The 25,300-nt window shown below is 60.6% G+C and carries 24 protein-coding genes; 13 read left to right on the forward strand and 11 right to left on the reverse strand.

Annotated features, from left to right (window positions below; all coding sequences use genetic code 11):
• The first annotated feature begins 5 nt into the window (after positions 1–5).
• From TU81_RS10610 to TU81_RS10665, 12 genes are read left to right on the forward strand one after another with little or no spacing between them, the layout of a single operon-like run.
• Positions 6–1,025: a polysaccharide biosynthesis/export family protein gene (locus TU81_RS10610; protein ID WP_038984025.1), complete on the forward strand. Its 1,020-nt coding sequence runs from the start codon at positions 6–8 to the stop codon at positions 1,023–1,025.
• A 17-nt stretch (positions 1,026–1,042) separates the two neighbouring features.
• Positions 1,043–2,638 carry a GumC family protein gene (locus tag TU81_RS10615; RefSeq protein ID WP_038984027.1) on the forward strand — a complete coding sequence of 532 codons (1,596 nt, stop codon included), beginning with the start codon at positions 1,043–1,045 and terminating at the stop codon, positions 2,636–2,638.
• Between the two features lie 32 nt (positions 2,639–2,670).
• Entirely contained in the window at positions 2,671–3,726 is a 1,056-nt protein-coding gene (locus TU81_RS10620; RefSeq protein WP_390176085.1) for a glycosyltransferase family 4 protein, read from the forward strand.
• Positions 3,723–5,090: an O-antigen ligase family protein gene (locus tag TU81_RS10625; protein WP_038984030.1), complete on the forward strand. Its 1,368-nt coding sequence runs from the start codon at positions 3,723–3,725 to the stop codon at positions 5,088–5,090. The genes TU81_RS10620 and TU81_RS10625 overlap by 4 nt, the downstream gene beginning before the upstream one ends.
• On the forward strand, positions 5,087–6,055 hold the full coding sequence (locus TU81_RS10630) for a glycosyltransferase (RefSeq protein ID WP_038984032.1): 969 nt from the start codon (positions 5,087–5,089) through the stop codon (positions 6,053–6,055). The genes TU81_RS10625 and TU81_RS10630 overlap by 4 nt, the downstream gene beginning before the upstream one ends.
• Positions 6,048–7,184, forward strand: coding sequence for a glycosyltransferase family 2 protein (locus TU81_RS10635; RefSeq protein WP_048394991.1), 1,137 nt, complete (start codon positions 6,048–6,050; stop codon positions 7,182–7,184). Before TU81_RS10630 ends, TU81_RS10635 begins: the two co-directional genes overlap by 8 nt.
• A gap of 12 nt (positions 7,185–7,196) precedes the next feature.
• Entirely contained in the window at positions 7,197–8,198 is a 1,002-nt protein-coding gene (locus tag TU81_RS10640; RefSeq protein WP_048394993.1) for a polysaccharide deacetylase family protein, read from the forward strand.
• Positions 8,195–9,499: a lipopolysaccharide biosynthesis protein gene (locus TU81_RS10645; RefSeq protein ID WP_048394994.1), complete on the forward strand. Its 1,305-nt coding sequence runs from the start codon at positions 8,195–8,197 to the stop codon at positions 9,497–9,499. Before TU81_RS10640 ends, TU81_RS10645 begins: the two co-directional genes overlap by 4 nt.
• Positions 9,496–11,415, forward strand: coding sequence for a hypothetical protein (locus tag TU81_RS10650; RefSeq protein ID WP_048394996.1), 1,920 nt, complete (start codon positions 9,496–9,498; stop codon positions 11,413–11,415). The genes TU81_RS10645 and TU81_RS10650 overlap by 4 nt, the downstream gene beginning before the upstream one ends.
• Positions 11,412–12,611, forward strand: coding sequence for a GNAT family N-acetyltransferase (locus TU81_RS10655; RefSeq protein WP_048394998.1), 1,200 nt, complete (start codon positions 11,412–11,414; stop codon positions 12,609–12,611). The genes TU81_RS10650 and TU81_RS10655 overlap by 4 nt, the downstream gene beginning before the upstream one ends.
• Complete coding sequence (locus tag TU81_RS10660; RefSeq protein WP_048394999.1) at positions 12,583–13,395, forward strand: ChbG/HpnK family deacetylase; 813 nt, start codon at positions 12,583–12,585, stop codon at positions 13,393–13,395. Before TU81_RS10655 ends, TU81_RS10660 begins: the two co-directional genes overlap by 29 nt.
• 57 nt (positions 13,396–13,452) lie before the next feature.
• The gene (locus TU81_RS10665) at positions 13,453–14,142 is read left to right on the forward strand and encodes a hypothetical protein (RefSeq protein WP_038984042.1); all 690 of its coding nucleotides are present in this window, start codon (positions 13,453–13,455) and stop codon (positions 14,140–14,142) included.
• Positions 14,143–14,324: 182 nt separating this feature from the next.
• Here the strand turns inward: TU81_RS10665 and TU81_RS10670 are convergent, their stop codons facing one another.
• The 9 genes from TU81_RS10670 to TU81_RS10710 form a co-directional block, all read right to left on the reverse strand.
• A complete protein-coding gene (locus TU81_RS10670; RefSeq protein ID WP_048395001.1) occupies positions 14,325–15,131 on the reverse strand; it encodes a class I SAM-dependent methyltransferase in 807 nt (268 codons plus the stop codon).
• Positions 15,132–15,224: 93 nt separating this feature from the next.
• A complete protein-coding gene (locus TU81_RS10675; protein WP_048395003.1) occupies positions 15,225–16,130 on the reverse strand; it encodes a LysR family transcriptional regulator in 906 nt (301 codons plus the stop codon).
• A gap of 210 nt (positions 16,131–16,340) precedes the next feature.
• Complete coding sequence (gene ycaC / locus TU81_RS10680; RefSeq protein WP_038984047.1) at positions 16,341–16,967, reverse strand: isochorismate family cysteine hydrolase YcaC; 627 nt, start codon at positions 16,965–16,967, stop codon at positions 16,341–16,343.
• A gap of 66 nt (positions 16,968–17,033) precedes the next feature.
• The gene (locus tag TU81_RS10685; protein WP_048395005.1) at positions 17,034–18,872 is read right to left on the reverse strand and encodes an amidohydrolase; all 1,839 of its coding nucleotides are present in this window, start codon (positions 18,870–18,872) and stop codon (positions 17,034–17,036) included.
• 9 nt (positions 18,873–18,881) lie between these two features.
• Positions 18,882–19,472, reverse strand: a complete 591-nt coding sequence (locus TU81_RS10690; protein ID WP_048395006.1) for an antibiotic biosynthesis monooxygenase — start codon at positions 19,470–19,472, stop codon at positions 18,882–18,884.
• The gene (locus TU81_RS10695; protein ID WP_048395008.1) at positions 19,465–19,881 is read right to left on the reverse strand and encodes a DoxX family protein; all 417 of its coding nucleotides are present in this window, start codon (positions 19,879–19,881) and stop codon (positions 19,465–19,467) included. Before TU81_RS10695 ends, TU81_RS10690 begins: the two co-directional genes overlap by 8 nt.
• Before the next feature lie 272 nt (positions 19,882–20,153).
• Positions 20,154–20,522: a DUF6124 family protein gene (locus TU81_RS10700; protein ID WP_048395009.1), complete on the reverse strand. Its 369-nt coding sequence runs from the start codon at positions 20,520–20,522 to the stop codon at positions 20,154–20,156.
• Between the two features lie 497 nt (positions 20,523–21,019).
• Positions 21,020–21,943, reverse strand: coding sequence for a LysR family transcriptional regulator (locus TU81_RS10705; protein ID WP_048395010.1), 924 nt, complete (start codon positions 21,941–21,943; stop codon positions 21,020–21,022).
• Positions 21,944–21,989: 46 nt separating this feature from the next.
• Positions 21,990–22,985 carry an MBL fold metallo-hydrolase gene (locus TU81_RS10710; RefSeq protein ID WP_048395011.1) on the reverse strand — a complete coding sequence of 332 codons (996 nt, stop codon included), beginning with the start codon at positions 22,983–22,985 and terminating at the stop codon, positions 21,990–21,992.
• A gap of 274 nt (positions 22,986–23,259) precedes the next feature.
• On the opposite strand from TU81_RS10710, the gene TU81_RS10715 reads away from it, so the two are divergent.
• Positions 23,260–23,724 carry a helix-turn-helix domain-containing protein gene (locus TU81_RS10715; RefSeq protein ID WP_048395012.1) on the forward strand — a complete coding sequence of 155 codons (465 nt, stop codon included), beginning with the start codon at positions 23,260–23,262 and terminating at the stop codon, positions 23,722–23,724.
• 33 nt (positions 23,725–23,757) lie between these two features.
• Here the strand turns inward: TU81_RS10715 and TU81_RS10720 are convergent, their stop codons facing one another.
• Together TU81_RS10720 and TU81_RS10725 are read right to left on the reverse strand one after the other, a co-directional pair.
• Positions 23,758–24,582: an alpha/beta fold hydrolase gene (locus TU81_RS10720; protein ID WP_048395013.1), complete on the reverse strand. Its 825-nt coding sequence runs from the start codon at positions 24,580–24,582 to the stop codon at positions 23,758–23,760.
• Positions 24,583–24,616: 34 nt separating this feature from the next.
• Positions 24,617–25,192 (reverse strand): flavodoxin family protein, encoded by a 576-nt coding sequence (locus TU81_RS10725; RefSeq protein ID WP_038978363.1) that lies wholly within the window; start codon positions 25,190–25,192, stop codon positions 24,617–24,619.
• Positions 25,193–25,300 lie beyond the last annotated feature (108 nt).

Below are 25,300 nucleotides of genomic sequence, written 5' to 3' on the forward strand. Positions count from 1 at the left end.
ACGCCATGAACGCCAAAATGCTTCTCCTGCTGTTGCTGCCGCTTGCAGGTTGCTCCAGCACCGAAACCCAGCATATGCCGGTGCAGATTCTCACGGCCGAGCCTGCCAATGCCCAGGCCACCGACATGCCCAGGGTCGAACAGACCTTGCGGCCCAAGGACGTGCTGGATGTGATTTATCACATCAGCACCAGTAGCTCGGGGGCTTACCGCATTCAGGCCGGTGACCAGGTCGCCCTGAACTTCACCGCGGCCAGCCAGCTCAACGGCACTCAACTGGTGCTGCCCGACGGCACCATCGAACTGCCGGGGGCCAATACCGCGGTGAAAATCGCCGGGCTGACGGCTGTCGAAGCGCGACAGGAGATCCAGCGCGCTTATGAGCGCAAATCCCTGTTTCAGCCCAATCGCAATCAGGTGACTGTGCTAGTCACCAGCCCGCTGAGCAACGAGCAAAATCTCAAAACCACCCTGAGCCAACCCGGTGCGGGCATGACCCGGGAGATCACCGTGGGCAACGACGGCTATGCGAGTTTCCCGGAAATCGGCTCCGTACCGCTGCAAGGCATGACGGTCAACCAACTGGAAACTTTCCTCAATCAACGTTATGCGCAATTGCCGGGACGGATGAAGGTCAACGTCATGCTCAAGTCCACGTCGGGTAATGAAATCTATGTGCTGGGTGAAGTCGCGCAACCGGGCTCCTACCCGATTCGCCGGCCGGTTTCGGTGCTCGAAGCGTTGACCCTGGCCCGTGGCACCAACGTCAAGGCGCGGCTCGATTCGGTGGTGATCATGCGCCGCACCGGCAACCATGTGCAGGCCGTGCACTACGACGTTGAAAAAGCCTTGTCCGGTGACGCCTCGCAGATTGCTTACCTGCAACCGGACGACATGCTCTACGTGCCCAAGACCAAACTGGCCAGCGCCGGTGAGCTCGCGCGGCAACTGGCGGACGTGGTGTTGTTCCAGGGGGTGGGCTTCGGATTCGCCTACCGCGTCGACAACAAAGACAGCGACAACTAACGCTCAGGTGACCGACCATGAACCCAAAGGAAAACTACCTGCATGAGTTCTTCAGGATTTTCTTCGCCAACAAAAAGTTGGTGAAGCGGGTCTTCCTGATCTTTGCAGTGATCGCCCTGATCTTGCCGCTGATGCTCAAACAGAGCTTCGATATCACCGCGCAGGTGATCGTGCAATCCAAAAAACTCTCCCAGGGAGACGCCACCACGTCCCTGACCCAAGGTGATGCCTCTTTCATTCCACCCTCACTGGCGGACATGGAAACCGAGAGCAATATCCTGCGCTCACCGGCCCTGATCCGTCAGACCATCAGCGACCTTATGGCCAAAGGCGAGTATGCGCCCAACACCGGGGTCCTCAGTAAACTGGTGACCGAACCGATCAAACGCTTTGTGACCACCCCCTTGCGTGAATACGTGGTCAATCCGGTGCGCGATGCGTTCGGGCTTGAGACCGATCCGGTGCGCAATACCGACCTGGATGTCTTCACCCAGCAGGCCACCGAAAACCTGAAAATCGAGACCTTACCGGGCTCCAACGTAATCTCCATTGTCTACAGCTTTGGCGATCCGGCCCAAGGCACCCGGTTTGTCGCGGCGCTGCTGCAAAACTACCTGGTCAACCGTCAGGAACTGCAATCGATCGAACTGCCGCAGAGCTTCTACGAAACCAAGAAGAAGCAATATCAGGTGCGTCTCGATGGCCTGGAAGGCAATCGACTGACGTTGCTCGAAGGGGTGGGTTCTTCCGATCCGAAGGAAGAAATCACCTTCCGCCTCAACGCCATCAACACCGAGGAGCAGGCCCTGAACCTGTATCAGGATCGCCTGTTGCAAAGCCAACGCTGGCTCGACTACCTGAAAACTGCCCTGACGGCCGCCACCAATACGTCCCGGCTCAGCGAGTACACCTTCCCCTACACCTTCACCACCACGGTGGACAACATTGCCTTCGAAGACCGGGAGATCAGACAGCTCGGTGAACAACTGACGACTCAGGTCAGCCGCTACATGAACGACCTGGCGATCTTCAAGCCGGGCAGTGAACCGATGCTGTTGACCCGCGAGCAAATTTCCCGCACCCGCCAGCAGTTCCTGAAAATCGTCAGCAACCGGATTCAGGAGCGGACCAACGACCTGGCGGTTGTCACCTCGGTGATCAACCAGAAAACCGCGCGCATCGCCGAGTTCAAGGACCGCATCCATCAGTTGCAAGTGGCTCAAAGCAAACTGGCGCAAATGGACACCGAGATCAATGCCCTGCACGCAGCGTTCTCCACCTATGCCCAGCGCTTTGCCGAAAGCAGCTCCGCCAGTTTGCTGAACAACGATATGTCCAACGCCCGGGTACTCAGCCCGCCGTACGAGCCGACCGATGCGGCGTTTCCCAAACCGATCCTGATCATTCCGTTCGGGATGCTGACCGGTCTGCTGCTGGCGATTGCCTTCGTCTACGTGCGTGAGTTCTTCGATCACCGCTTCAAACACCCAGCGCAAATCACCCATGAACTGGGCTTGCCGGTGCTGTTGGTGATCAACGAGCAAGACGTCATGCCGAACAACCCGCACAAAAACTGGACCGTTGATAGCTTCGTGCATTGGGTGCGCCATTGAACGGGCCGCTCAGCGCCAGCGCTCTGCCGATCATGCATTTGATCAGCAGCGGCGGCTTCTATGGGGCTGAGCGGATGCTGCTGGACCATTGCCTGGCGACGCCGGGGCAGCACCAAGTGCTGTTTCTCGATGCGCCGCCAGCGCTGATCGCGCGATTTCGCGAGGCTGGGGTCGACTGCCGCAGCTTCACGGGTTTGAGGCAATTGCTGCGTCATTTACGTCAGCGGCGGGCTGAACAACCGCTGATCAACACGCACAATTTCAAGGGTCTGTTATTTGGCTGGCTGGGCGCGACGCTGCTGGACTTGCCGTTGGTGATTACCCAGCACGGCTTCACCCCGCGCAGTCGCAAGCAACGCATTTATGGCTGGCTGAGTTTGCAATTATGTCGCACAGCGTCGGTGCATCGCGTGGTTTGCGTGGCCGAAAGCATCGCCGTGCTGCACCGCAAGGCCTGTATCCGGACGGAGAAACTGCAAGTGATTCCCAATGGTCTGCCAAAGGCCAGCGGCCTGCTCCCTCACAATGCCACACACCCGCGCTGGCTGGCGGGTTACGTCGGTCGGCTGAGTAACGAAAAAGGCCCGGACCTGTTTCTCGATGCCCTGATTCCGCTCTGTCAGCAATACCCGCAACTGGACGCCGTGATGCTCGGCGACGGCCCGGAACAGCAAACCATGCTGGCGCGGATCGCCGCTGCGGGCTTGCACGAACGCATCACCCTGCCGGGCTACCAGACCGACATGAACCGGTGGTGGCAGCAACTCGATGCGCTGGTGATCAGTTCGCGCACCGAGGGCACGCCGATGATTTTGCTGGAAGCGATGCAGGCCGGGGTGCCAGTGGTGGCGTTCAGCGTCGGCGGGATTCCCGATGTGCTGGAGGACCGGCACAACGGCCTGCTGGCGACACCCACCGACAGCGCCGCCCTCGCACGGCAGATCGATACGCTGCTGAATGAACCGGCACTGGCTCGCGAATTGATCGACAACGCAAGACGTACGCAATTGGACCGTTACGACCTGAAGGCTTTGGCCGAACGCTGGTCGCAGCTTTATATCCGTACTGCACGGGAGGCACGCGCGTGATCTTTCCGCTCTCGATCGTCAGTTTGCTCGCCCTGGTCTGCCTCGGTTTGCTGGCCAGTCCTTATCCGTATCTGGCGCCGGGCGCGGTGCTCGGGCTGGTGGCTGTCGCGGTGCTGTACCGAAAACCCGCCTGGGGTTTGTTGGGCATCGCGGCGCTGGTCCCGTTCGAAGGTTTCTTCAAGGGCAGCGCACTGTCGGGCACCAAGTTCATCGGGGCGTCACTGGCACTGATCCTGATGTTGCAACTGGCCATCCACCAGATTCCGTCCGAGCGCCTGCGCAGCAACATCTGGCGCTACCTGATCGGGTTCATGGCGTTGTACCTGTTGAGCATGATCATTACCGACAACCTGGACATGTCCCAGAGCCATCTTCGGGAACTGTCTGTCGGCCTGATTCTGTTTGTGATTACCTTGCTGATCGGCCGTGAGCTGAACCTCGATCTGTTCGCCCGGCTGGTGACCCTCAGCGTCAGCGCGACCTGCGCGCTGGCCATGCTCTCCGCCAAGTATCAGGACCAAGGCCGCGCCTCCGGGCTGCTGGAAGACCCGAACTCGTTTGCCCTGCTGATCGCCTTCGCCGTGCCATTGGCTCTGCTGCTGGTGATCCGCGGCCCGAACCTGCTACACCGATTGTTCTGGGGCGCCTGCTGCATTTTGCTGCTGGGCGGCATGACCAAAACCGATTCCCGTTCCGGGCTGGTGGTGCTGTTCCTCAGTTTGATGATCGGCGCCTGGCACTACCGCGCTCAGTTGCCACGCATCCGTCCGCGCCATCTGGGCTTTGCCATGCTTGGCCTGGTGCTCGTGATTCCGCTGGCCATTTACTCGATGCCGGCCGGTTATATCGCGCGCATCCAGTCCTTGAGCATCTTGAAGGCCGGTGCCAAGAGCCAGGACGAATCCCTTGGCCGCCGCGCGTCATACCTTGTGGTCGGCAGCCAGGTCATTCGTGAACATCCGTTACTCGGTTCCGGCCCCGGCACCTTCCCGCTGCAGTACGCCACTACCGGTTATGCCAAGGCGTTTTCCGCCAACCGCAAGCCGGGCGACCTGTATCGCCGCGCTCACAACACCTACCTGGAAATTTTCAGCGAAGTGGGGATTCCCGCCGGGCTGTTGTTCGTCAGCATGCTGGGTGTCGGGATGTACAACCTGGTCCGCGCCCGACACGCCTGGTTACTGCGACGCAACTGGGAACAGGCCGACCTGATCACGCACCTGGGCATGAGCTATCTGTCGCTGTTGCTGTTCTTGATGTTCCTCAGCGCACCGAATCACAAATACCTGTGGATCATGCTCGCCCTGACTTGCGTGTTGCGCCTCAAGGCTGAAGAACGTCCGCCGACGGAGACCAGGGCATGAGCCGCATCAGCCTCGTCATCCCGATGTACAACGAAGCCCGACACATCGGTCGTACGTTGCTCGCTGCGCAACGCGCCGCCAATGCCGCAGGGCTGGAATGCGAGTTGATCGTGGCCGACAACGGTTCCAAGGATCAAGGGCCGCACATTGCGCGGCAAATGGGCGCGCAGGTGCTGGTTCTGCCGGGCCTGCTGATCGGCGCGCTGCGCAATCGCGGCGCCGCCGTTGCCACAGGCGAATGGCTGGCCTTCATCGATGCCGACATCGAAATGCCCGAGGACTGGCTCACGCTGTTGTTGAGCATCCAGCCCGCCGTTCAGGTCGACGTCCTGGGACTGGACCTGCACACCCCGGCCGAAGCCCCGTGGTATGCCAATGCCTGGCAACGCCGCACGTTGCGCCCGAACGATGAAACGGTGAAAACAGTGCGATGGCTGCCCAGTTCCAACCTGTTGATGCGTCGTCCATGGTTCGACAAGGTCGGCGGCTTCAACGAAAACCTGCGCACCGGCGAAGACAAAGATTTCACCATGCGCCTTTCCCACTCTGGCGCACGCCTGCTGTCCGTCAACCAGAGCGTTGCCCTGCATTGGGGTTACGAGAGCAGTTGGCGCGAATGGATGGGCAAGGAGTTCTGGCGTCAGGGAAGTCACCTGCAATTACTGCGCAGCCACGGCATGAATCTGCGTTTACTGCGTTTCCCGATGCTGTCGATCATCGCCTGGGTGCTGGATTTCATGGCGCTATCCGCCCTGCTCAACGGTTCCCCTTCACTGGCGCTATTCATGCTGTTCATCACCAGCCTGCCAGCGCTCGCCCAGAGCCTGCGCCAGAGCCTGATACACCACGACCCTCGCCTGATGCTGCAACTCTGGGGCCTGCATTGGGTGCGTCTGCACCTGGCCGGTGCCGCGCTCATTCTGAGCCTGTGTCATTGGAATGCCAGGAGGCCGGCCCGTGGCTGAATTCATTTTCTGGTTGTGCCTGCTCTTGCCGGTGTATGCCTGGCTCGGCTACCCGCTGCTGCTGTCGCTGATCGCGCCGTTGTTCCGTGCGCGGCGTCATGCGCCACCCCCCCCCATGAATGTCAGCATCATCATCGCCGCGCACAACGAGGCCCGGCATATCGAAGAGAAGTTGCGCACCCTGCTCGCCCAGGATTATCAGGCGCGTTCGCTACAGATCATTCTGGCCAGCGACGGCTCCACCGACGACACCGTGGCCTGCGCCCACAAGGTCATCGACCCGCGCATCAGCGTGCTCGACCTGCCCCGTCAGGGCAAGGCAGCCACCTTGAATGCCGGCGTCGCCCTGAGCACGGGCGAGATTCTGGTGTTCACCGATGCCGACAACCAATGGTCGACCGACACCCTCGGCCAGTTGCTCGCGCCCCTGGCCGATCCAGAGGTCGGGGCCTGCGCCGGGCACATGCTGATCCCGGTGCCGGGCAAGGGCCTGAGCCTGGGCGACAGCCTTTATCGGCATTACGAAGGCTGGTTGCGCAAGGTGGAAAATCGCACCGGCTGCATGGTCTCCGCCGACGGTGCCCTGCTCGCGCTGCGCCGCGAGTTGTTCCAGCACGTGCCGGCGGAGGTCAACGATGACTTCTTTATCAGCACCTGCGCGCCGGTGGCGTTCAAACGCATCGTTTATGTGCCCCAAGCACAAGTGAGCGACCAGGGTGTCGACGAGATCGCCAAGCAATGGCGTCGTCGCCAGCGCGTCACCGTCGGCGGCCTGCAAAGCCTGGCCCAGCGTCGGGAGCTGCTGAACCCTTGGAGGTATGGCCTGTATGCGATTGCACTGATCAGCCACAAGCTGATTCGACGCCTGGCACCGATCCTGTTGCTGCCGTTGCTGCTGAGCAATTTCTGGCTGTGGAATGTACATGGCTTCTATCGCCTGAGCCTGATCGCGCAACTGCTCGGTTACGCGATGGCCATCGTCGGCCTGTTGGATGTGCAACACCGTTTGCCCAAACCTTTTCGCCTCGCCGCGTTTGTTCTGGTGACCCTTGCCGGGATGAGTATCGGTCTGTGGCAGTTCTTGCGCGGCCAGCGGTACGCGCAATGGAACCCCGAGCAAAATCGTTGAAAGGACCGCGCCATGGCGATCAAACAATTATTAAAACGCACCAGTGGCTGGCTTTATCTCAACTCGCCCGTAGGCCGTCACCAATTGCACGGCGCCGGAGTGATCCTGATGCTGCACCGGGTGCTGGCCAATGACCGCGCCGCCGACCTGCCCCATCGCAATGAATTGTGCGTCGGGCCGAAGGCCTTTGCACACTTGCTGGCCTGGCTGAAAAAACACTTCGATTGCGTGCCGCTGATGGAGATCTTGCAACCCGGCTCCGTCAGATCCGAACGGCCAAAAGTCGCGCTGACCTTCGACGACGGCTGGCGCGACAACGCGCTGAATGCCTTCCCCTTGCTAAAGAAGTATCAGGTGCCGGCGAGCATTTTTCTCTCCACCGATTTCATTGGCAGCCGGCAACGCTTCTGGTGGGAAAGCCTGGGAGAAACCCTGTGGCACAGCCACGGCGAAAAAGCCCGGGCGCATTTGATTGAATGCCTGCAACAGCTTGGGCGACCGTTGCCGGTGCTGCTTGATGATCTGGATGTGCAGCGCCGCAGCCTGGCGCTTTTGCATTTTCTGCAAAGCCTGAAATCCTTGGCCCCGGGCGAACTGAACCGGCTCACTGATCAATGCCCGGAGGAGTCGTTGCCCCAGGCTCTGGACTGGCATCAAGTACGCGCGCTGGAAGCCAGCGGGTTGATCCGCTTCGGCCCCCACGGCGCCAGCCACGCGATCTTCATCGGCCTTGACGATCAACGTCTGGACGAGGAAATCAGTCGCAGCCGCAACGCCCTGCACAACGGTTGCAACCGACCGCTGCCGGTCTACTGCTACCCCAATGGCGACCATGATGCGCGGATCCGCGAACACGTCGCCGATCATGATTTCCCGTTTGCCCTGGGTACCGCTCCCGGAATCTACCGTGGCATCAGCGATCCATTGGCCTTGCCGCGTATCGGCATCAGCCAGCGTACGGCGCGCAATCCGGAGTTGCTGTCCTGGCGCATCTACCGCGGAGCCCGGCCATGAGTCGCAATCGCTATTTCAAACACCTGGCCCTGAGCATGGGCACCAAACTGGCGATGATCGCCCTGCGGCTGCTGCGCAACGTATTGCTGGCGCGGATTTTGGGGCCTAGCGAGCGCGGTCTGTTTGCCTTGCTCAGTACCCTGCCCGATTTGATCAGCGCCGCCACCAGCGGCGGGCTGAATTCGGCGGTGGGGTATCAGGCGGCCAAGCAACGGCCCATGGGATTGTTGCTGAGCCAGGTGTTGGTGTTCGGCTGCCTGCTGGCGGGTTTGCTGACGTTGCTGGTGGTGGCGCTGGTGCGCGAGTTCGGTGGTGAGCTCGACATCACCACGCAACTGGGATTGCTCGCCTGGCTGTTATTGCTGGCGGTGCCGCTGACCGTGCTCAAGAGCGGTCTGCTGACCTTGCACAATGCGTCGGGCGGTGTGGTGGCATTCAATGCCTTGCGGCTGCTGGAATCCCTGGCACCACTGCTGCTGTTTCTGGCTTTGTTCTGGATGTGGAAAGACGCTGCGCTAGAAGCCGCGCTGATCAGTTGGCTGGCCGGCATCAGCCTTGTGGTGCTGGCCGGTTGGTACTGGCTCAAACGCGCTCAGCCCTTGGCGTTGCAATGGGACCGCGCCAGTCAGAATGAACTGCTGCGCTACAGCGCTCGCAGCCATCCGGACCTGCTGTTCCAGCAAGTGATTCTGCGCTCCGATTTCCTGTTCATCGGCGCCCTGCTCGGCAGCACCGCATTGGGTCATTACGCCATGGCCAGCGCCGCCGCCGAGTTGCTGCTGATCGTCCCGGAAGCGGTGACCACGCCGCTGATGAAACGCCTGCTGCAACAGGATGAAGGCATGGATCGCCTGACGCCGTTGGCCCTGCGCCTGACCGCCACGGTGATGCTCGGCGCGTGCCTGACCATGGCGGTGATCGGTGAATGGCTGATCGTCACGCTGTTTGGCGTTGCCTATCAGCCGGCTTACCCGGCGTTACTGGCGCTGCTGCCGGGGCTGTTCGGTCTTTGCTATGCGAGCATCCTGCGCCTGGACTTGCTGGGCAAAAATCGCCCCGGCACGATTTCACTATTGATGGGCCTCGGCGCGTTGCTGAACCTGGCCCTGAACCTGTTGCTGATCCCGATCTACGGCATCGTCGGCGCCGCAACGGCATCGTCCATCGCCTACCTGGCGGTAACCCTCGCGTTGCTGGTGATGTATTGCCGGTTGAGTGGCGTACCGGTCTGGCAAACCCTGATCATCCTGCCCAGCGATGTGGCTCCGATGCTGCAGATGCTGCAAAGGAAATCGGCATGAAACGCCTCATGCTGCTGTTGAGCCTGGGCCTCGGTTTGAGCGCCCAGGCGGCGCCCATGCGCTGGGCTGATATTCGCGACGGCAGCCTGTACCTGCAAACGGATCGCCCCGACACGCTGACTATTCGCTGGGTTCCGGCGTGGCAGGCCGATGCCAACGAAGAACGCCTGTACCTGCTCGACGGCAACGGCAACCTGAAGGGCGAGCGCCTGATCGCTGCCAGTGAAACCCGAGGCAAGCAGAGCTGGCCACTGGCGCCGAGTGCCGCCAGTTATCGACTGGAAATTCCGGGCTACAGTTTCCGCCGCTACACGATCGAACATGACGAGAGCACCGTGGCGTTGTTCGCCCCGGCCAAGGTGCATTTCAGTGCCGAAACCCGCGGTGGCGATGAGCTGTTTTTCAAGGTCGCGCCGGGGGAACACGCCGTACTGGGCGGTAAGTTTCACGGTGGGATCAACGCCCTGCAGGCCCAGCGCGTGAGCGACAACAAACAGCTGTCCCTGGCACTGAAACCTCATCGCGCCTATTGGCAGTTCGATCAGTTGGCATTGCCCGTCACTCAGGACGAACAGGTCTGGCGCCTGCGCCTGCAAGGCAGCGGCAAGGTCGCATTCTGGCTCGATGGCACGGCGAACTTGTTTGCCCAGAAACCGCAGCAACTCAAACCGCTGCGCGAGGACGATGGCCAGACCCGCCTGACCCTGCACAAAGAGATGCTCGGCCCCACCCCGAACCTGGGCATTTATTTGCCTTACGTGCTGCCCCCTCAATCCAGTTTCGCAGCGCTCGACGCCCTCAAGCCTCAGGCGGGCACCTATTACAGTTTCGTTGACGTCACCGCGCAAAATCCGCACCACGAAGATGCGTTCCGCCAGCTCTATCAGAACCGCTTCGGCATCACCCAAGACCTCACGCTATTGGCCGGCAGCAAGCGTCAGGCGGATTTGCGCGCCGACACTCAAAGCAACGCCGGTCTCGATGCCTGGCTCGCCGCCACTCGCGCCCTCGGCGGCACCGGTACGCATTACATCGCGTTCGCCGACGAGCCGAACCTCAACTATCCGAGCTATGCCGACTACCAGGCGATCTTCAACAGCATGGCTCGGCAAGTGCGCAGCGATCCGGCCAATGCCAAGGCGGGTGTGCGCATCGCCATGCCCGCCACTTCGCGCTTCATCAACGGCCCGTTCGCCGACAACGCCGTCGACAAGCGCGGTATCGATTGGGCACGGCGTCTGCTGGCCGAATCCGGTGAGCAGATCGACGCCCTCGCCTGGCACGAATGGATGATTCGCGACCTGCTGGCGACGCGGGTCTACCGCGACAGCGTGCGCCGTGCCGCCGACCTGGTGGGCCTCGATGCCAAGGGCCGGCCACGCAAGGCCTTGCTGCTGGATCAGACCAACCTGTCCAGCGGCTCGAGCCTGAGCCCCTATGATCAGGAAACCCATTTTGCCTCGATGTGGTGGACCTCGGTGGTCATCAACTCGGCGCAGGACGGGTTGCTGGACATGCTCAACTGGTTTCAGGCCGCCGACGAACCGACCTACCCCAAAGGCATGGTGCGGGTGCTGGGCGGCGATCGTTTCGAACTCAAGCCGGTGGGCCTGGCCCAGCAATTCATCCAGCAGCACTGGCTGAAAAACGTCATGCGCCTGGACAACGACGCCTTCGAAGTCGATGTGCTGGCCATGGCCACCGAACGTCAGCGAAGTTTACTGGGGGTCAACAAGGGGGTGCGCTTGCAGCGTATCGATCTGGCCGGGGCGACGTGCCCGCTGGCCAAGGGCGCGCTGGTGTACTTCGGTGCCGACAGCCGCAGCCGTAGCGCTCAATTCAACTGTCACGACGGTCGCGTCAGCTTCGACCTGCCGGGCGAAACCCTGTTCGCCTTGAGCTGGAGCGCCTCATGACTTCCGCTCGATTCGAATGGCGCACGACGTTGTGCGCCCCGGACTTTCCGGCAGCTGCCTATGAGGGGTTGCGCAGGCGCGTGACGGACCATACGCCGTTCAACACCCTCGCCTGGCTGTGCGCATCCGAACAGGCACTGACCGCCGGGGAACGCTTGCACGTTCTGCTTGGCTGGCAAGGTGATGAGTTGGCCTTGTGCCTGCCGCTGGTAGCGTCCGTGGAGCGCTTTGGACAGCTGCCATTTCGGGTCTTGCATCACCTCGGTTATCCCCTCGCCGATCGCCTGGCCCTACTCACCTGCCTCGATACCGACAGCATGCGCAAGGCGCTGGTGATCATCCGCCGCCACTTGCCCCATGCGATGCTGCAACTCAACGAATTGTCCGAACCCATCGGCGAAGAAAGCGCGCTGACCGCATGGATGGCCCACAGCTCGACCGGCGAGCGCCGCCTCAGTTGCCGGGTGCCGGTGCATTTGATCAGCGAGACCGACCGCCAGGAAGTGTCCGGCGACCCACGCTACAAACTGCGTAGGGCGCGTAAACGCATCTTGGCTTATGGCGCCCAGGTCCGACGCATAACCCCTGACGCAGCCACCATCGGGCCTTTATTGCAGGCCCTCAGCGAAGTCGAAGCGCAGAGCTGGAAAGGCGTCGAAGGCGTAGGGATCTTCACCAGCAGCCGTAGACAATGGACCAACCTGGCCTTCACCGCCCTCGCCGAACAGGGGCTGCTGCGGGTGGTGGTGCTGGAACTGGACGGGCGCTGCATCAGCTACCGGCTCGGCTTGCTGGAACAGGGCCGGCTGTTCGACTACAACCTGGCGTTCCTGCCCAAATACGCCGATCTGGGCAGCGGTCGTGTGCTGCTTGAAGAGTGGATTCGCTGGGGCCTGGACGACAACTGGCACTGGATCGACGCTTCGCGGGTCAGCCTGGAAAACTCCAGCCATCAACTTCAGGAACGCATGACCGGGCAACTGGAACACTGGCGCTGGAGCTTCTACTCCTGGCGTCCCAGCGGCCTCGCCTTGGGGCTGACCATGCGGCTCTGGCACCAGCTCAAGCCCTGGTTGAAAAAGTGGCAGGCCTGGCGTGCGGCGGCGCAGGTTGTTCCTGCTTCCACTCCTACACCCGCGCCCACCAAAAAAACCATGGAGGATGAACATGCCTCGCCAAGTCATAGTCAACGCTGACGATTTCGGCCTCAGCCTGAGCGAAAACGCGGTGATTCTCGGTGCCTTCCAGGCCGGGGTTATCAGCTCCGCCACCGCCATGGCCAACATGCCGGCCTTCGAGGAGGCCTGCGTCCTGGCCCGGCAGCCGTTGCTCCAGGGGAGAGTCGGGTTGCACTTCAACCTCACCTATGGCCGGCCGTTGAGCCCGTCGATTCTCACGCGTTCGACATTCTGCGACAGCCAGGGCGTGTTCAATCTCAACCTGCCCCGCCACAGTCTCTGGCTCAACCGCCATGATCGCGACGCGGTGCTGGAGGAACTCCAAGCCCAATGGCAACGCTGCCTGGATAACGGCCTTCTCCCAAGCCACATCGATTCCCATCAGCACGTGCACAACATCTGGCCCATCGGCGAAATCGTCGCGCGTTTCGCCGCCCACCAAGGGGTGCCCGTGCGACTGGCGCGCCATTTGGGAAAGAACCTGAGTGTGCCCAAGCGGGTATTCAAGACGCTGTTCAATCATCGATTGAACCGCTTGGCCGGCGCGACCGCCCAGTACGTATGCACCCCGGTAGACCTGCGCAACGTGGCGATGCCGATCGACGGCCTGTTGGAAATAGTTGTCCACCCGACCCATATCGGGGCCGATTTTGGCGATATCTATTTAAACCCCGAAGAGTCTCTGGCTCGCATGCTGGAGCTGCGTCTTCCGGGCATTCCGAGAGTGTCCTATGCCGTTGTGCCAAAGGCGTTCAAAGAGGGACCGCAGTACTCGACTGATCTACACACGGTGCAACCTTGATTTATCGCCATTGAAAACATTACCCACCCAACCCTGGCTTCAGCCTCGGAGGACTTCATGAGCGCCATCGACAAGCTTCACGAACGCATCAAACAAAAGGGCCTGCTCCACACGCTCCAGACGCTCTGGAAGCGCTATGTGTTCTTCCACCGAGAGCTGTTGTGGTTGGGGCGCGATCTGGTTACCCCGGTGGCACCGCACAATCTGCGACCCTACACAGGCTTGCGCCTGGTCATCATCACCCCGGAAAACGCCACGGCTTTCACCAAGTATTACGGTAACCGCGTCAAGGCCATGGCCGAAATCGCCGCCGAGGGTCATACCGGGCACATGTACGTGGACGAGGAAGGTGATGCCATCGGATTTATCTGGGGCAGCGCCAGGGACTACTTTGACCGGCACTATTACGGCTGCTGGTTCCGGGTCAATCCCGGTGAATTTTTCGAGTTCGGCGGTGAAATGATCCCTCAATACTTTGGCACCAGTCTGTCGGTGGACGCCCAGTTCAATCTCTGGAATGCGATGCGGGCCAAAGGGTGCAACAAGATCGTGGATGTTTGCGATACCCGCAACATCCAGGCCATGAAAATGCACATCCGCATGGACTACCAGGAACAGGGGCGCATCACCCACGTCTACGACCTGTTCGGCCGCTTTCGCTTCTTCCGCGAAACCTATTACAGCGGTTCGCGGCTGACTGAGTTGCGCAAACCTGCGCAGCCGACGACGACTGCGGCGCAGGCGTGATTTTGGCTGGTGGGAGCGATGGTTGTTGCTTGACTGCGGACCGTGTCGCCGCCATCGCGGGCAAGCCCGCTCCCACAGGTATCTGCTTTGACCAAAGGATTTGTGAACGACAGCGATCACTGTGGGAGCGGGCTTGCCCGCGATAGCGTCAGTCAGTGCAACTCATTTTTCAGATCCGAAACTCAGCGCTTCACCGCCACCAACGTGTAACACAACGGCAACTGCGCCTTTTGCTGCTGATACCGATCGTAGAGTTCTTCGCGGTTGGAATGCGGGTATTCCTTGAAGTGGCTGATCTGCAACCCCGCCTCAACGGCACCGGTGAAGATGGCGCCCAGGGTGTGGACGAACCAGTAAGACGCTGAGGCCGGCTGTTCGACTTTGCCTTCGTAGACGATCGGCTGGCTCTGGACGAAAGGTTCGCTGCGAAAATACGAGCTGTCCGGGCGATAGGGATCCGCTGATTCGGGGTCGAACATTTCCAGGAACGGGTGGGTTTCGTACACCACAAGCGCACCGCCGGGCTTGAGGGTTTGCGCGGCATGGCGCAAGAATTCGGAGATGTCCGGCATCCAGTTCAATACACCGATGGTGATCAGTGCCACGTCGAAGCGCTGGTGCAGTTCAGTCGGCAGGTGATGGATGTCAGCCTCGATGAATTCGGGCTCATGGGGCGAACGAGATGCCAGTTCCCGGGCCTGATCGAGAAAGGCCTGCGACTGGTCGACGCCCACGACACGACGGGCACCCAGCGCAAACAGCGAAAGACTTTCGCGTCCATTGTTGCAGCCCAGTTGCACCACATCCTTGCCATCGACGCCGACCTGTTGAAGCAACCCGCTGAGGGTGTCATCCAGGCAGGAAAAATCGCCTTGGCTCACAGCACTCAAACAGGCCTGCCACTCAGGGGTGTCTTTGTGGTGTGGGGCGGAGTCATTCCACGCATCGCGATTGCTGGCGATGGCTTTTTCTTTTGTCGGCATTTCCATTGCACGCTCCAGAATTCGGGCCTTTGATTAGCCGGCACGAGTCTAGATCAGCATCAGGAAAAACCACATCAGGGGTTTGTTGTGATCTTGTAATCACCGGTGGTGCGAACCCTCTTCGCGTTGATTCAACCGCTCACGCAAGAACTCGATCAACGCCTGCACCGGTCGCGAACTCTGGCGATGTTGCGGGTAGACGGCCGACAAGGTCAGCGGCCCGGGGCGCCAATCATCCAGCACCGGCACGAGTCGGCCGTCCTCCAGGGCCGAACCGACGATGAAGGTCGGCAGGTACGTGATTCCCATGCCGGCGATGGCCGCATCCTTGAGCAACTCACCATTGTTGACCCGCATCCGCCCAGTGACGTTAACGCTCAGCGGCTTGCCCCGTCCCTCGAAACGCCATTGCACCTGACGACCGTGGCCGTAAGGAAGGCAATCGTGGGTATGCACATCCTCGGGTTTAAGGGGCATGCCGCGCTCGGCCAGATACGCCGGACTGGCGCAGTACACCCGCTCGATGGAGGCGAGGCGTCGGGCGATCAGTGTCGAGTCTTCCAGCACGCCGATGCGCAATGCCAGATCGTAGCTCTCGCCGAGCAAGTCCACTGGCCGATCGCTCAGGTCGACTTCCACGGTGACCTCGCGATAACGCTGCAAAAATACCGGCAGCAGACTGCCCAGATGTGCGACCGCAAATGACAGCGGCGCGCTCAAGCGAATGGTGCCACGAGGCTCGGTGGTCTGGCCGGCGATGCCCTGCTCCACTTGCTCGACTTCGCTGAGCAGGCGCAGGGCCGATTCGTAATAACTCTGCCCCAGTGGCGTGACGTCCAACCGCCGGGTCGAACGGTTGAGCAGGCGCACGCCGAGGCGCTCTTCCAGTTGCATCAGGCGGCGGCTGACGAACTGCTTGGACAACCCTAATTGATCGGCCGCCGCAGTGAAGCTGCCAGAGTCCATGACCTGGCAAAAAATACGCATATCCTCGAACGGGTTCATTGTCGCGCTCTGGTGGACAGTAAAACGCTTTATAACTGCTTTTTGCGTTTCCGGCGCCCCAAATTCTAAAGATCAAAAGATCGCAGGCTTCGCCAGCTCCTACGGGGGAATTGTGTACCGCCCGGTCGATGGCGGTGCATACCATCATGTAGGAGCTGGCGAAGCCTGCGATCTTTTAAAGCTGCCGACCGAAACCGGCAGCCGTACCCCTTACTTCGCTGTGAACGTCGTGTAGCTGTTGATCAGGTTGCGGTAGTTCGGAATGCGCTGCGATAGCAGGTTGGCCAGGCCTTCCATGTCGTTGCGCCAGTCGCCCTGCAACTCGCACGCCACCGAGAACCAGTTCATCAGTTGTGCACCGGCCGCCGCCATGCGCGCCCAGGAAGCTTGTTGCACGGTGGTGTTGAAGGTGCCGGAAGCGTCGGTCACCACGAACACCTCAAAACCTTCAGCCAGCGCCGACAGGGTCGGGAATGCCACACACACGTCAGTCACTACACCGGCAATGATCAGTTGCTTGCGGCCAGTGGCCTTCACGGCTTTGACGAAGTCTTCATTGTCCCAGGCGTTGATCTGGCCCGGGCGCGCAATAAACGGAGCGTGCGGGAACTGCTCCTTGAGTTCCGGCACGATCGGGCCGTTCGGACCGCTGTCGAAACTGGTGGTGAGGATGGTTGGCAGGTCGAAGAACTTGGCGATGTCGCCCAAGGCCAACACGTTGTTCTTGAATTCGTTGGGCGAGAAATCCTGCACCAACGAGATCAGGCCGGTCTGGTGATCGACCAGCAGCACAACGGCGTCGTCTTTGTTCAGTCGTTTGTAAGGAACGTTGCTCATGTGAAACTCCTCGGATGGTGATGAGGTGAAGCGTCGACCACGATGGCCGACGTCTTGTTGCAAAACTCAGAACGCGAAGCAGGAACAGCCGAAGGCGCCCCAGAAACCGGCGAAGTCACTCACCGGCACGTTCGACATACGGGCCTTCTCATGGCTGTGGGTATGCACGGCGCACGGGCCGCTGCACTGGTGAACTTGCGCCTGCATCGGCGCGTTCGGCCGCCAGTGCCCCGGAACCTTCGCCACCGGTGACCAGTCCGGCAGCACCGGCACGCTGGGAGGCCCCAGTTTTTCGAAGTCGCCGGCGGCGTACACCACCTTGCCGCCGACTACGGTCAACACCGACTCGATCCACTTGATGGCCTCTTCCTCGACACTGAAAAAGTCCGCGCTCAATGCCGCCACGTCAGCCAGTTGACCGACCTTGATCTGGCCTTTCTTGCCCTGTTCGGACGAAAACCAGGCACTGCCATGGGTGAACAGTTCCAGCGCGGTCTGGCGCGTCAAGCCTTCCTCGTATAGCGCCAGGCCACCCACCGTGCGCCCGCTGACCATCCAGTACAGCGAGGTCCACGGGTTATAGCTGGACACCCGCGTGGCGTCAGTGCCGGCGCCAACCGGTACACCTTCTGCCAACATGCGCTTAATCGGCGGCGTGGCTTCGGCGGCCTTGGCGCCGTAACGCTCGACGAAGTACTCGCCCTGGAACGCCATGCGATCCTGAATCGCGATACCACCGCCCAGCGCCCTCACCCGCTCGATGTTCTGCGGGGTGATGGTTTCGGCGTGGTCGAAGAACCATGGCAAACCATTGAAGGGAATGTCGCGGTTGACCTTCTCGAATACGTCGAGCATGCGGCTGATGGATTCGTTGTAGGTCGCATGCAAACGGAATGGCCAGCGCTGCTCGACGAGGTGGCGGACTACCGGTTCCAGTTCGTCTTCCATGGTTTGCGGCAAGTCCGGACGCGGTTCGAGGAAGTCTTCGAAATCCGCCGCCGAGAACACCAGCATTTCCCCGGCGCCGTTGTGCCGCAGGAAGTCGTCGCCCTGATGCAGCTTGACGCTGCCGGTCCAGTTCTTGAAATCGGTGAGTTCTTCCTTGGGCTTCTGGGTGAACAGGTTGTAGGCGATGCGGATGGTCAGTTGCTGGTCCTTGGCCAACTGCTCGATCACCGCGTAGTCGTCCGGGTAATTCTGGAAACCACCGCCGGCATCGATGGCACTGGTCAGGCCGAGGCGGTTGAGTTCGCGCATGAACTGGCGGGTCGAGTTGACTTGATATTCCAGCGGCAACTTCGGCCCTTTGGCCAGGGTCGAGTACAGAATCATCGCGTTCGGCCGCGCCACCAGCATGCCGGTCGGCTCACCGTTGGCATCGCGCACAATCTCACCGCCCGGCGGGTTCGGTGTGTTGCGGGTGTAACCGGCGACGCGCAATGCGGCGCGGTTGAGCAAGGCGCGGTCGTACAAATGCAGCACGAACACCGGCGTATCGGGGGCGGCCTGGTTGAGTTCTTCCAGGGTCGGCATGCGTTTTTCGGCAAACTGAAATTCGTTCCAGCCACCTACCACCCGAACCCACTGCGGCGTCGGCGTGCGGTCGGCCTGATCCTTGAGCATGCGCAAGGCATCAGCCAGGGACGGCACACCTTCCCAGCGCAATTCGAGGTTGTAGTTCAAACCACCGCGGATCAGGTGCAGGTGCGAGTCGTTGAGGCCGGGGATGACGCAACGGCCCTTGAGGTCGATGACTTGGGTGCCCGAACCGCGCAGGGCCATGGCTTCGGCATCGGTGCCGACCGCGACGAAACGGCCGTCGCTGATCGCCACGGCACTGGCGAGGGGTTTTTCCCGGTCAACGGTATGAAACTGGCCATTGAACAGAATCAGATCGGCGTTCATCGCGTTTCCTTAAGGCTGTGTGGAATGGGACCGGCCGGCTTCCAGCCACGGCGCGAACAGGCGCGTGGCCAGCGGCATAAAGACGTACACCACCGACAGCACAATGGTCAGGGTGATCAGGAAAGTGGCGACCACGTAGTTGGACAGGAAGGCATTGAGCTGCAACAGCGGCCCCCAGAGCAGCGGCACCAGCAAGGTGTGCGGCAGGATCACCAACAACGTCACCACGGCCTGCTTCCAGCGCGGCGGTGGCAAACCAGCCTCAGCCAGCGGTGAGAACCAGAATTCATTGACCGGGTTGACCTCGGTCTGGTCGCCGTCGGCCAGCATCGGCGCGGCTTCGTCGACCAGTGCCTGGCGTTGCGGCGAGTCGAGCCAGCGCTGCATTGCCTCGGTCGAGCAAAAACGCAGCACGCAGGTGAACATGTGAAGGCCACCGTTCTTGCCGCGAATCACATCCACGCCCAAATGCCCGTCGCTCTGCCCCGCGACACTGACGATGTTGCGCAGCCAGGCCTCATAAGGGACTTCAAAACCGGCCTTGATCCGGTGCTTGACGATCAGGGTCACGACTTCTTCGAATCGATTGGAATCAGGCATAACGGAAGGCTCCGGCGAAACGGATATTGAGCGCCAGCCGACCGGGCCCGGCGATGAAGATGCTGGTGAAAAGGATCAACAGCAGCCAGCCAAACTGCCCTTCGGCCACACTCCATTGCGGATGCACAATCAACAGCGCCACCAGCAGCACAAACAGAATAGGCAAGCACGCCAGCCGCGCCAGCACACCGGCGACAATCAGCAACGGGCACAGTACTTCGGCGAAAATCGCCAAGCTCAGGGTGAGGTGGGCACCAAGGTGGAAAGGATCTTCGATCAGTTGCAGCTGCGCACTGAAGTCCAGCAGCTTGGGCAAGCCGTGAACCCACAGCAGAAACAGACCGCCACTGACCCGCAAAAACAGCAGCCCGACATCCCGCGCCTGTTCATCCCGTTGCGAAGCGTTCATGGCTCACCCTTGTTCAATCACTGGCCTGAATAGTGCCGCCAAGGGGTGGGGAAAAATTGAATGTACGTGCTCTCTTTGCGAGTGCATTGAACGCCCAAACGACACAAAACCCTGTGGGAGCGGGCTTGCTCGCGAAAGCGGTGGGTCAGGCAACATCAATGTTTACTGTGCCGCCGTCTTCGCGAGCAAGCCCGCTCCCACAGGGTTTTGTGCGTGTTCACTACTGCTCAGGCACAAAAAACGGCCCGAAGGCCGTTTCGTATTGAATCCGGTCAGACGGCCGGGGCTGCCTTCAATTCCAGACTATCCAGCGCCCGACTCACAGCCAGTTCACCCAGCATGATGAGCTGCGCGACGCCCAGTATCGTATTGCGCTGCGGCCCCTCCAGAAACCCGGCACAGTCACTGGCGATCACCTTGGCCGAGGCAAAGGATTCGCTGGCATTGGCCAGTAGCTCTTCGATGTCGATGCCTGGGGCAACGGTATAAATCGTGCTCGGTTTGCGCGCAGTCTTGGAGGCGGACGGTTTGAGGTAGTGATCGAGAGCACGCTCGGCGGCTTCGTTGAGTTTTTTGGGATCGAGGGGATCGTAGGGGGATGTTGGATCGGTTTGCGGCGGGTTCGGTGTTGGTTTGAACATAGTGAATCTCCTTTGGACAATAGCACCACCAGAACCTGTCGCTAAACAAATGAGGGTGGCGACTGTATGCAGGTTAGCGAACCGGTCAAAGGCACCCGGTAGACCCGAGGGTCTCCCGCATACAGCCACCATAACGCAATTGCAGACGTCAAAAGTCGGCAATAAAGTCTGGCACTGATGCACTTTGATTAGTCCGAGTCGCTAAACCCGATCGCTGATTGGCAGCGATGCGGAAACGATAAAGACCAAACCCAAAGCGCACAAGCCGGCGGATTCTGGCGTAGTCGTAGGCAACGGCGCAAGGATCTGTAGCTTTCAGGAAGTAACGCTAAACACTATTAAACACAGCCGTCGAATCAACACACATTCCCCTGTGGGAGCGGGCTTGCTCGCGAATAGGGTGTGTCATTCAACAGTGATGTCGACTGACCCGACGCCATCGCGGGCAAGCCCGCTCCCACAGGGCCTGCGGCGTTTTGAGACCTGTATTTGCAGCCTTAAACCACCGGAATATCCAGCGCCACCGACATGAACTGACTGATCCGCGACCTTAACCAGCGCTCCGCCGGATCATTGTCGTGCACCCCGCTCCAGGCCATCGACAATTGCGCAGCATCGATGGGAAACGGTGGATCTTCGGCGCGCAAGGCGCATCCCTCAACCAACGCGCAGGCCGCGTAATCGGGGACAGTGGCGATCATCTCGGTGCCGGCGAGCAACGCGCGTAACCCACTGAATTGCGGCACCCCAAGTACAACGCGTCGCGTGCGCCCGACCTTGGCCAAATCCACATCGATGTTGCCGGTCAGGTCACCGGAAAACGACACCATCGCATGGGGCCGCGCACAGTAATCGTCCAGGGTCAGTGGTTCTGGCCGGTTGTCGCCGCGCAGTACTTTGCAGGGGATGTCGCGCAGCTTCTTGCGTTTGGCGTTGGCCGGCAGATCGGTGGTGTAGCTGACGCCTACCGAGATTTCGCCGGAGGCCAGCAATGCCGGCATCAGCAGATAATTGGCTCGGCGCACCACGACCACGATTCCCGGCGCCTCTTCTTGCAGTTGCCGGAGCAACGGAGGAAACAGACCAAACTCGGCATCGTCCGACAGCCCGATGCGAAATACATCGCAGCTGGTCGTCGGGTCGAACTCCTTGGCACGGCTGACCGCCCCCGAGATGGTGTCCATCGCCGGTTGCAGCTCCTTGAGAATCGCCAACGCCCGTGCCGTCGGCTCCATCCCGCGACCGTTGCGCAGCAACAACGGATCGTCGAACAAATCACGCAACCGCCCCAGTGCGGCGCTCACCGCGGGTTGGCCCATGAAGAGTTTTTCGGCGACACGGGTCAGGTTCTTTTCGAACATCAGGGCTTCGAAAATCACCAGCAAGTTCATGTCGACGCGGCGCAGATCGTTACGGTTCATGGGCAGGGTTCCTTTGGTGTTCAGCCAGGCGCGAGTCTGTCGGACTTTACTCGATCATCGGCACTTTCGCCGCTCGTTTGTAAGGCCCGTACTCGATGGGTACCCACTGGAAATGCTTGTCCACTGCGGTGATATGGCCGACACCCGGAAACGGCAAATGCGCCGCCGTGACCCAGATCTTGCTGGCCGCCGCATCGCTGAAAACTTTGGCGCGACTCTTGATCGCTTGTTGGCTGTCGACGTCGAAACGAATCGATACCTCGGGATGCTCGAACTGCACCGCCAGGTTATGCACCAGATCGCCCATGAACAGAATACTCTGGCCTTGGGAGTTGAACCGATACGTGGTACTGCCCGGTGTGTGCCCGGCCTCCAGCTCGGCATCGACAACGCCCGGCACTGGCGACTGCCCGGCAGCAAAGGTCTTGAAACGGCCGGCCGCGATATACGGCGCGGTGGAGTCCTGAGCGATCTTGAAAAACTCCTTGGCACCGGCCGGCGCCTTGACCATCGCCTGAGGGTCAAGCCAGTAATCGGCTTCGGCCTTGGCCGCATAGACCGTTGCATTGGCGAACACCGGTTTTTGCTGCCCGTCCACCAACCCGCACACATGATCCAGATGCAAGTGCGTGAGCAGGATGGTATCGACCTGTTCTGGCTGATAACCGGCGGCTTTGATGTTCGCCGACAGCTGACCCGCCGTGGCACCGATGCACTGCCCCGCCCCGGTATCCACCAGGATCAATTGTTTGCCGGTGTTCACCAGAAACGCATTGAAGGCGGTTTGCACCCCCGGTGTTTCAATCGAACGACGAGCCAGTAACGCGCGGATCTGGTTTTGAGTCAGACCGTCGAGCAGTTTGGGCGACAGGTCGTTGTAGCCATCAAACAACGCCGTCACCTCGTAGTCGCCCACCGCGAGCCGGTAATAACCGGGCACCTGAGTGTTCACCTGAGCCGGTGCCTGGGCCAGGCTGGTGCCAGACATCACCGCCAATGCCAAGCCAAGTCCGCCAAGCATGCAAACGTGGGAATGCTTCATGAGATCACCCTTGATCGAGCCAGAAAATTCGGCCCTGTCCAGGCCGCTACACGTCGTCAATCTTGCACGGCCCTGCGTTGGCGCGATTGCAGCGATGTGCTCAGTTGAGGCTTTTTCACGCTTGGCCTGACCGCGGAATTAACAACGTTTAACTCGCAAGCCAAAGCTCCCGCGACCAAGAATGAAGCCCTCTGCGCAGACCTTTTTTTCAGAGGGAACGTGCTGACTTACCGTGCAGCGCACCCGCGCGCGCCCTCCGACACGGACATTGGCCATGGCTCACTTTCAGCAAAACGCGATCAGCGCGTCCTCCACTGAAACGCGAAAAAAACCCACTGGCGGGCTCAGCCCCTGGCGTGAAAATCTGGCCAAGCAGTTGATCCTCGATCACCTCGGTGAAACCCTGGAAGTGACTGAACTGGCACGGGCGTGCGCCCTGTCGCGCAGTCATTTTTCCCGTGCGTTCAAGTGCAGCACCGGCCTCTCGCCGCAGGACTGGATTCGCCGGGAACGCATCGCCCGGGCCAAGCAGTTGATCCAGAACACCGACCTGACCCTGACGCAAATCAGCCTGGAATGCGGCTTCTGCGATCAGGCTCATTTTTCCCATATCTTCACCCGCAGCGAAGGCGTTTCTCCGTTTGCCTGGCGGTGTCGGACCGTGCGCGCTCTGCCCTCTCTCAACAGCAAAAGATCGCAGCCTTCGCCAGCGCCTACAGGAGTTCACTTAACCCTGTAGGCGCTGGCGCAGCCTGCGATCTTTTGATCTCGATCAGCCCTTGATGAACGCCAGCAGATCTTCGTTGAGTTGATCCTTGTGGGTGTCGGTCAGGCCGTGGGGTGCTCCCGGGTAGACTTTCAATGTGGAGCCCTTGACCAGTTTCGCCGCGGCGATGCCGGCGGCTTCGATCGGCACGACCTGGTCGTCGTCGCCATGCACCACCAGGGTCGGCACGTCGAACTTCTTCAGGTCTTCGGTAAAGTCGGTTTCGGAGAACGCCTTGATGCAGTCATACGCGTTCTTGTGGCCGGACATCATGCCCTGCAGCCAGAACCAGTCGATCATGCCTTGGGACGGCTTGGCACCTGGGCGATTGAAGCCAAAGAACGGACCGCTGGCCAGATCCTTGTACAGCTGCGAACGGTCGACCAGGGACGCCTGACGAATACCATCGAACACTTCCAGCGGCAAGCCGCCGGGGTTGGTCTCGGTCTTGAGCATCAACGGCGGCACCGAGGAAATCAGCCCGGCCTTGGCCACCCGACCGGTGCCGTGGCGACCGATGTAGCGCGCCACTTCGCCACCGCCGGTGGAGAAGCCGAACAGCACGGCGTTTTGCAGATCCAGATGCTCGATCAGTTGCGCCAGGTCATCGGCGTAAGTGTCCATTTCATTGCCGAACCATGGCTGGCTCGAACGACCGTGACCACGGCGATCATGGGCAATGACCCGGTAGCCTTTGGAAGCCAGGAAGATCATCTGTGACTCCCAGCTGTCGGCGTTCAATGGCCAACCGTGGCTGAAGACGATCGGCTGACCGGTGCCCCAGTCCTTGTAGTAAATCTCGGTACCGTCTCGAGTGGTAAAGGTACTCATGGTGATGTCTCCTCATGCATGGATTTTGCGGCGGTTAATAAGAGGTGCGGGCCATTCGTTCGGCCAGGCGTGCCACCCGCTCGCCTAGATGCGCGGCGGTGCGGCGGTCTTCGGGCGGCGGTGCAAGGTCGGGAGATTGTTCGACGTTCGACTGCGCCATGGCTCCCAGCGAACTGCCGAGCCGATTCAACTGCCCATCGAACAGGCCCATGCTGCTGCGCGCCGGCAGCAGGTCGAGGCCGACCCAGATCATCGAGTGCTGGGCGGCGAACACGGTCATCTGCAGCAAGGTGTTGAGCTTGTCGCCGCACAGGCAGCCGGAATTGGTAAACCCGGCGGCGAGTTTGTCGCGCCAGGGCTGGGCCAGGTAAAACGATGCGGTGGCTTCCATGAAACCCTTGAAGGCCGACGAGGCACTGCCCATGTAAGTCGGGGCGCCAAAGATGATTGCATCAGCACGGTGCAAACGTTCCCAGTGCTCATCCACTTCCTCGACCGGAATCAGCCGACAGGTGCTGCCCAGGTGCCGTTCCACACCCTGGCCCACGGCTTCGGCCATGACCCGGGTGTGCCCGTAGCCACTGTGATAGACCACCACCACGTTGCTCATTCCGGTTCCTCCAGAAGTGTTCATCCTTTTTTCGGCACGCTTTTTGTTGCAAGAAGGTCAGTGCCTTCGGTTGAACTTGAAGGGATGGATTTTTGAGCGTAGACCGGA

Source organism: Pseudomonas lini (assembly GCF_001042905.1).
GTDB lineage: Bacteria > Pseudomonadota > Gammaproteobacteria > Pseudomonadales > Pseudomonadaceae > Aquipseudomonas > Aquipseudomonas lini.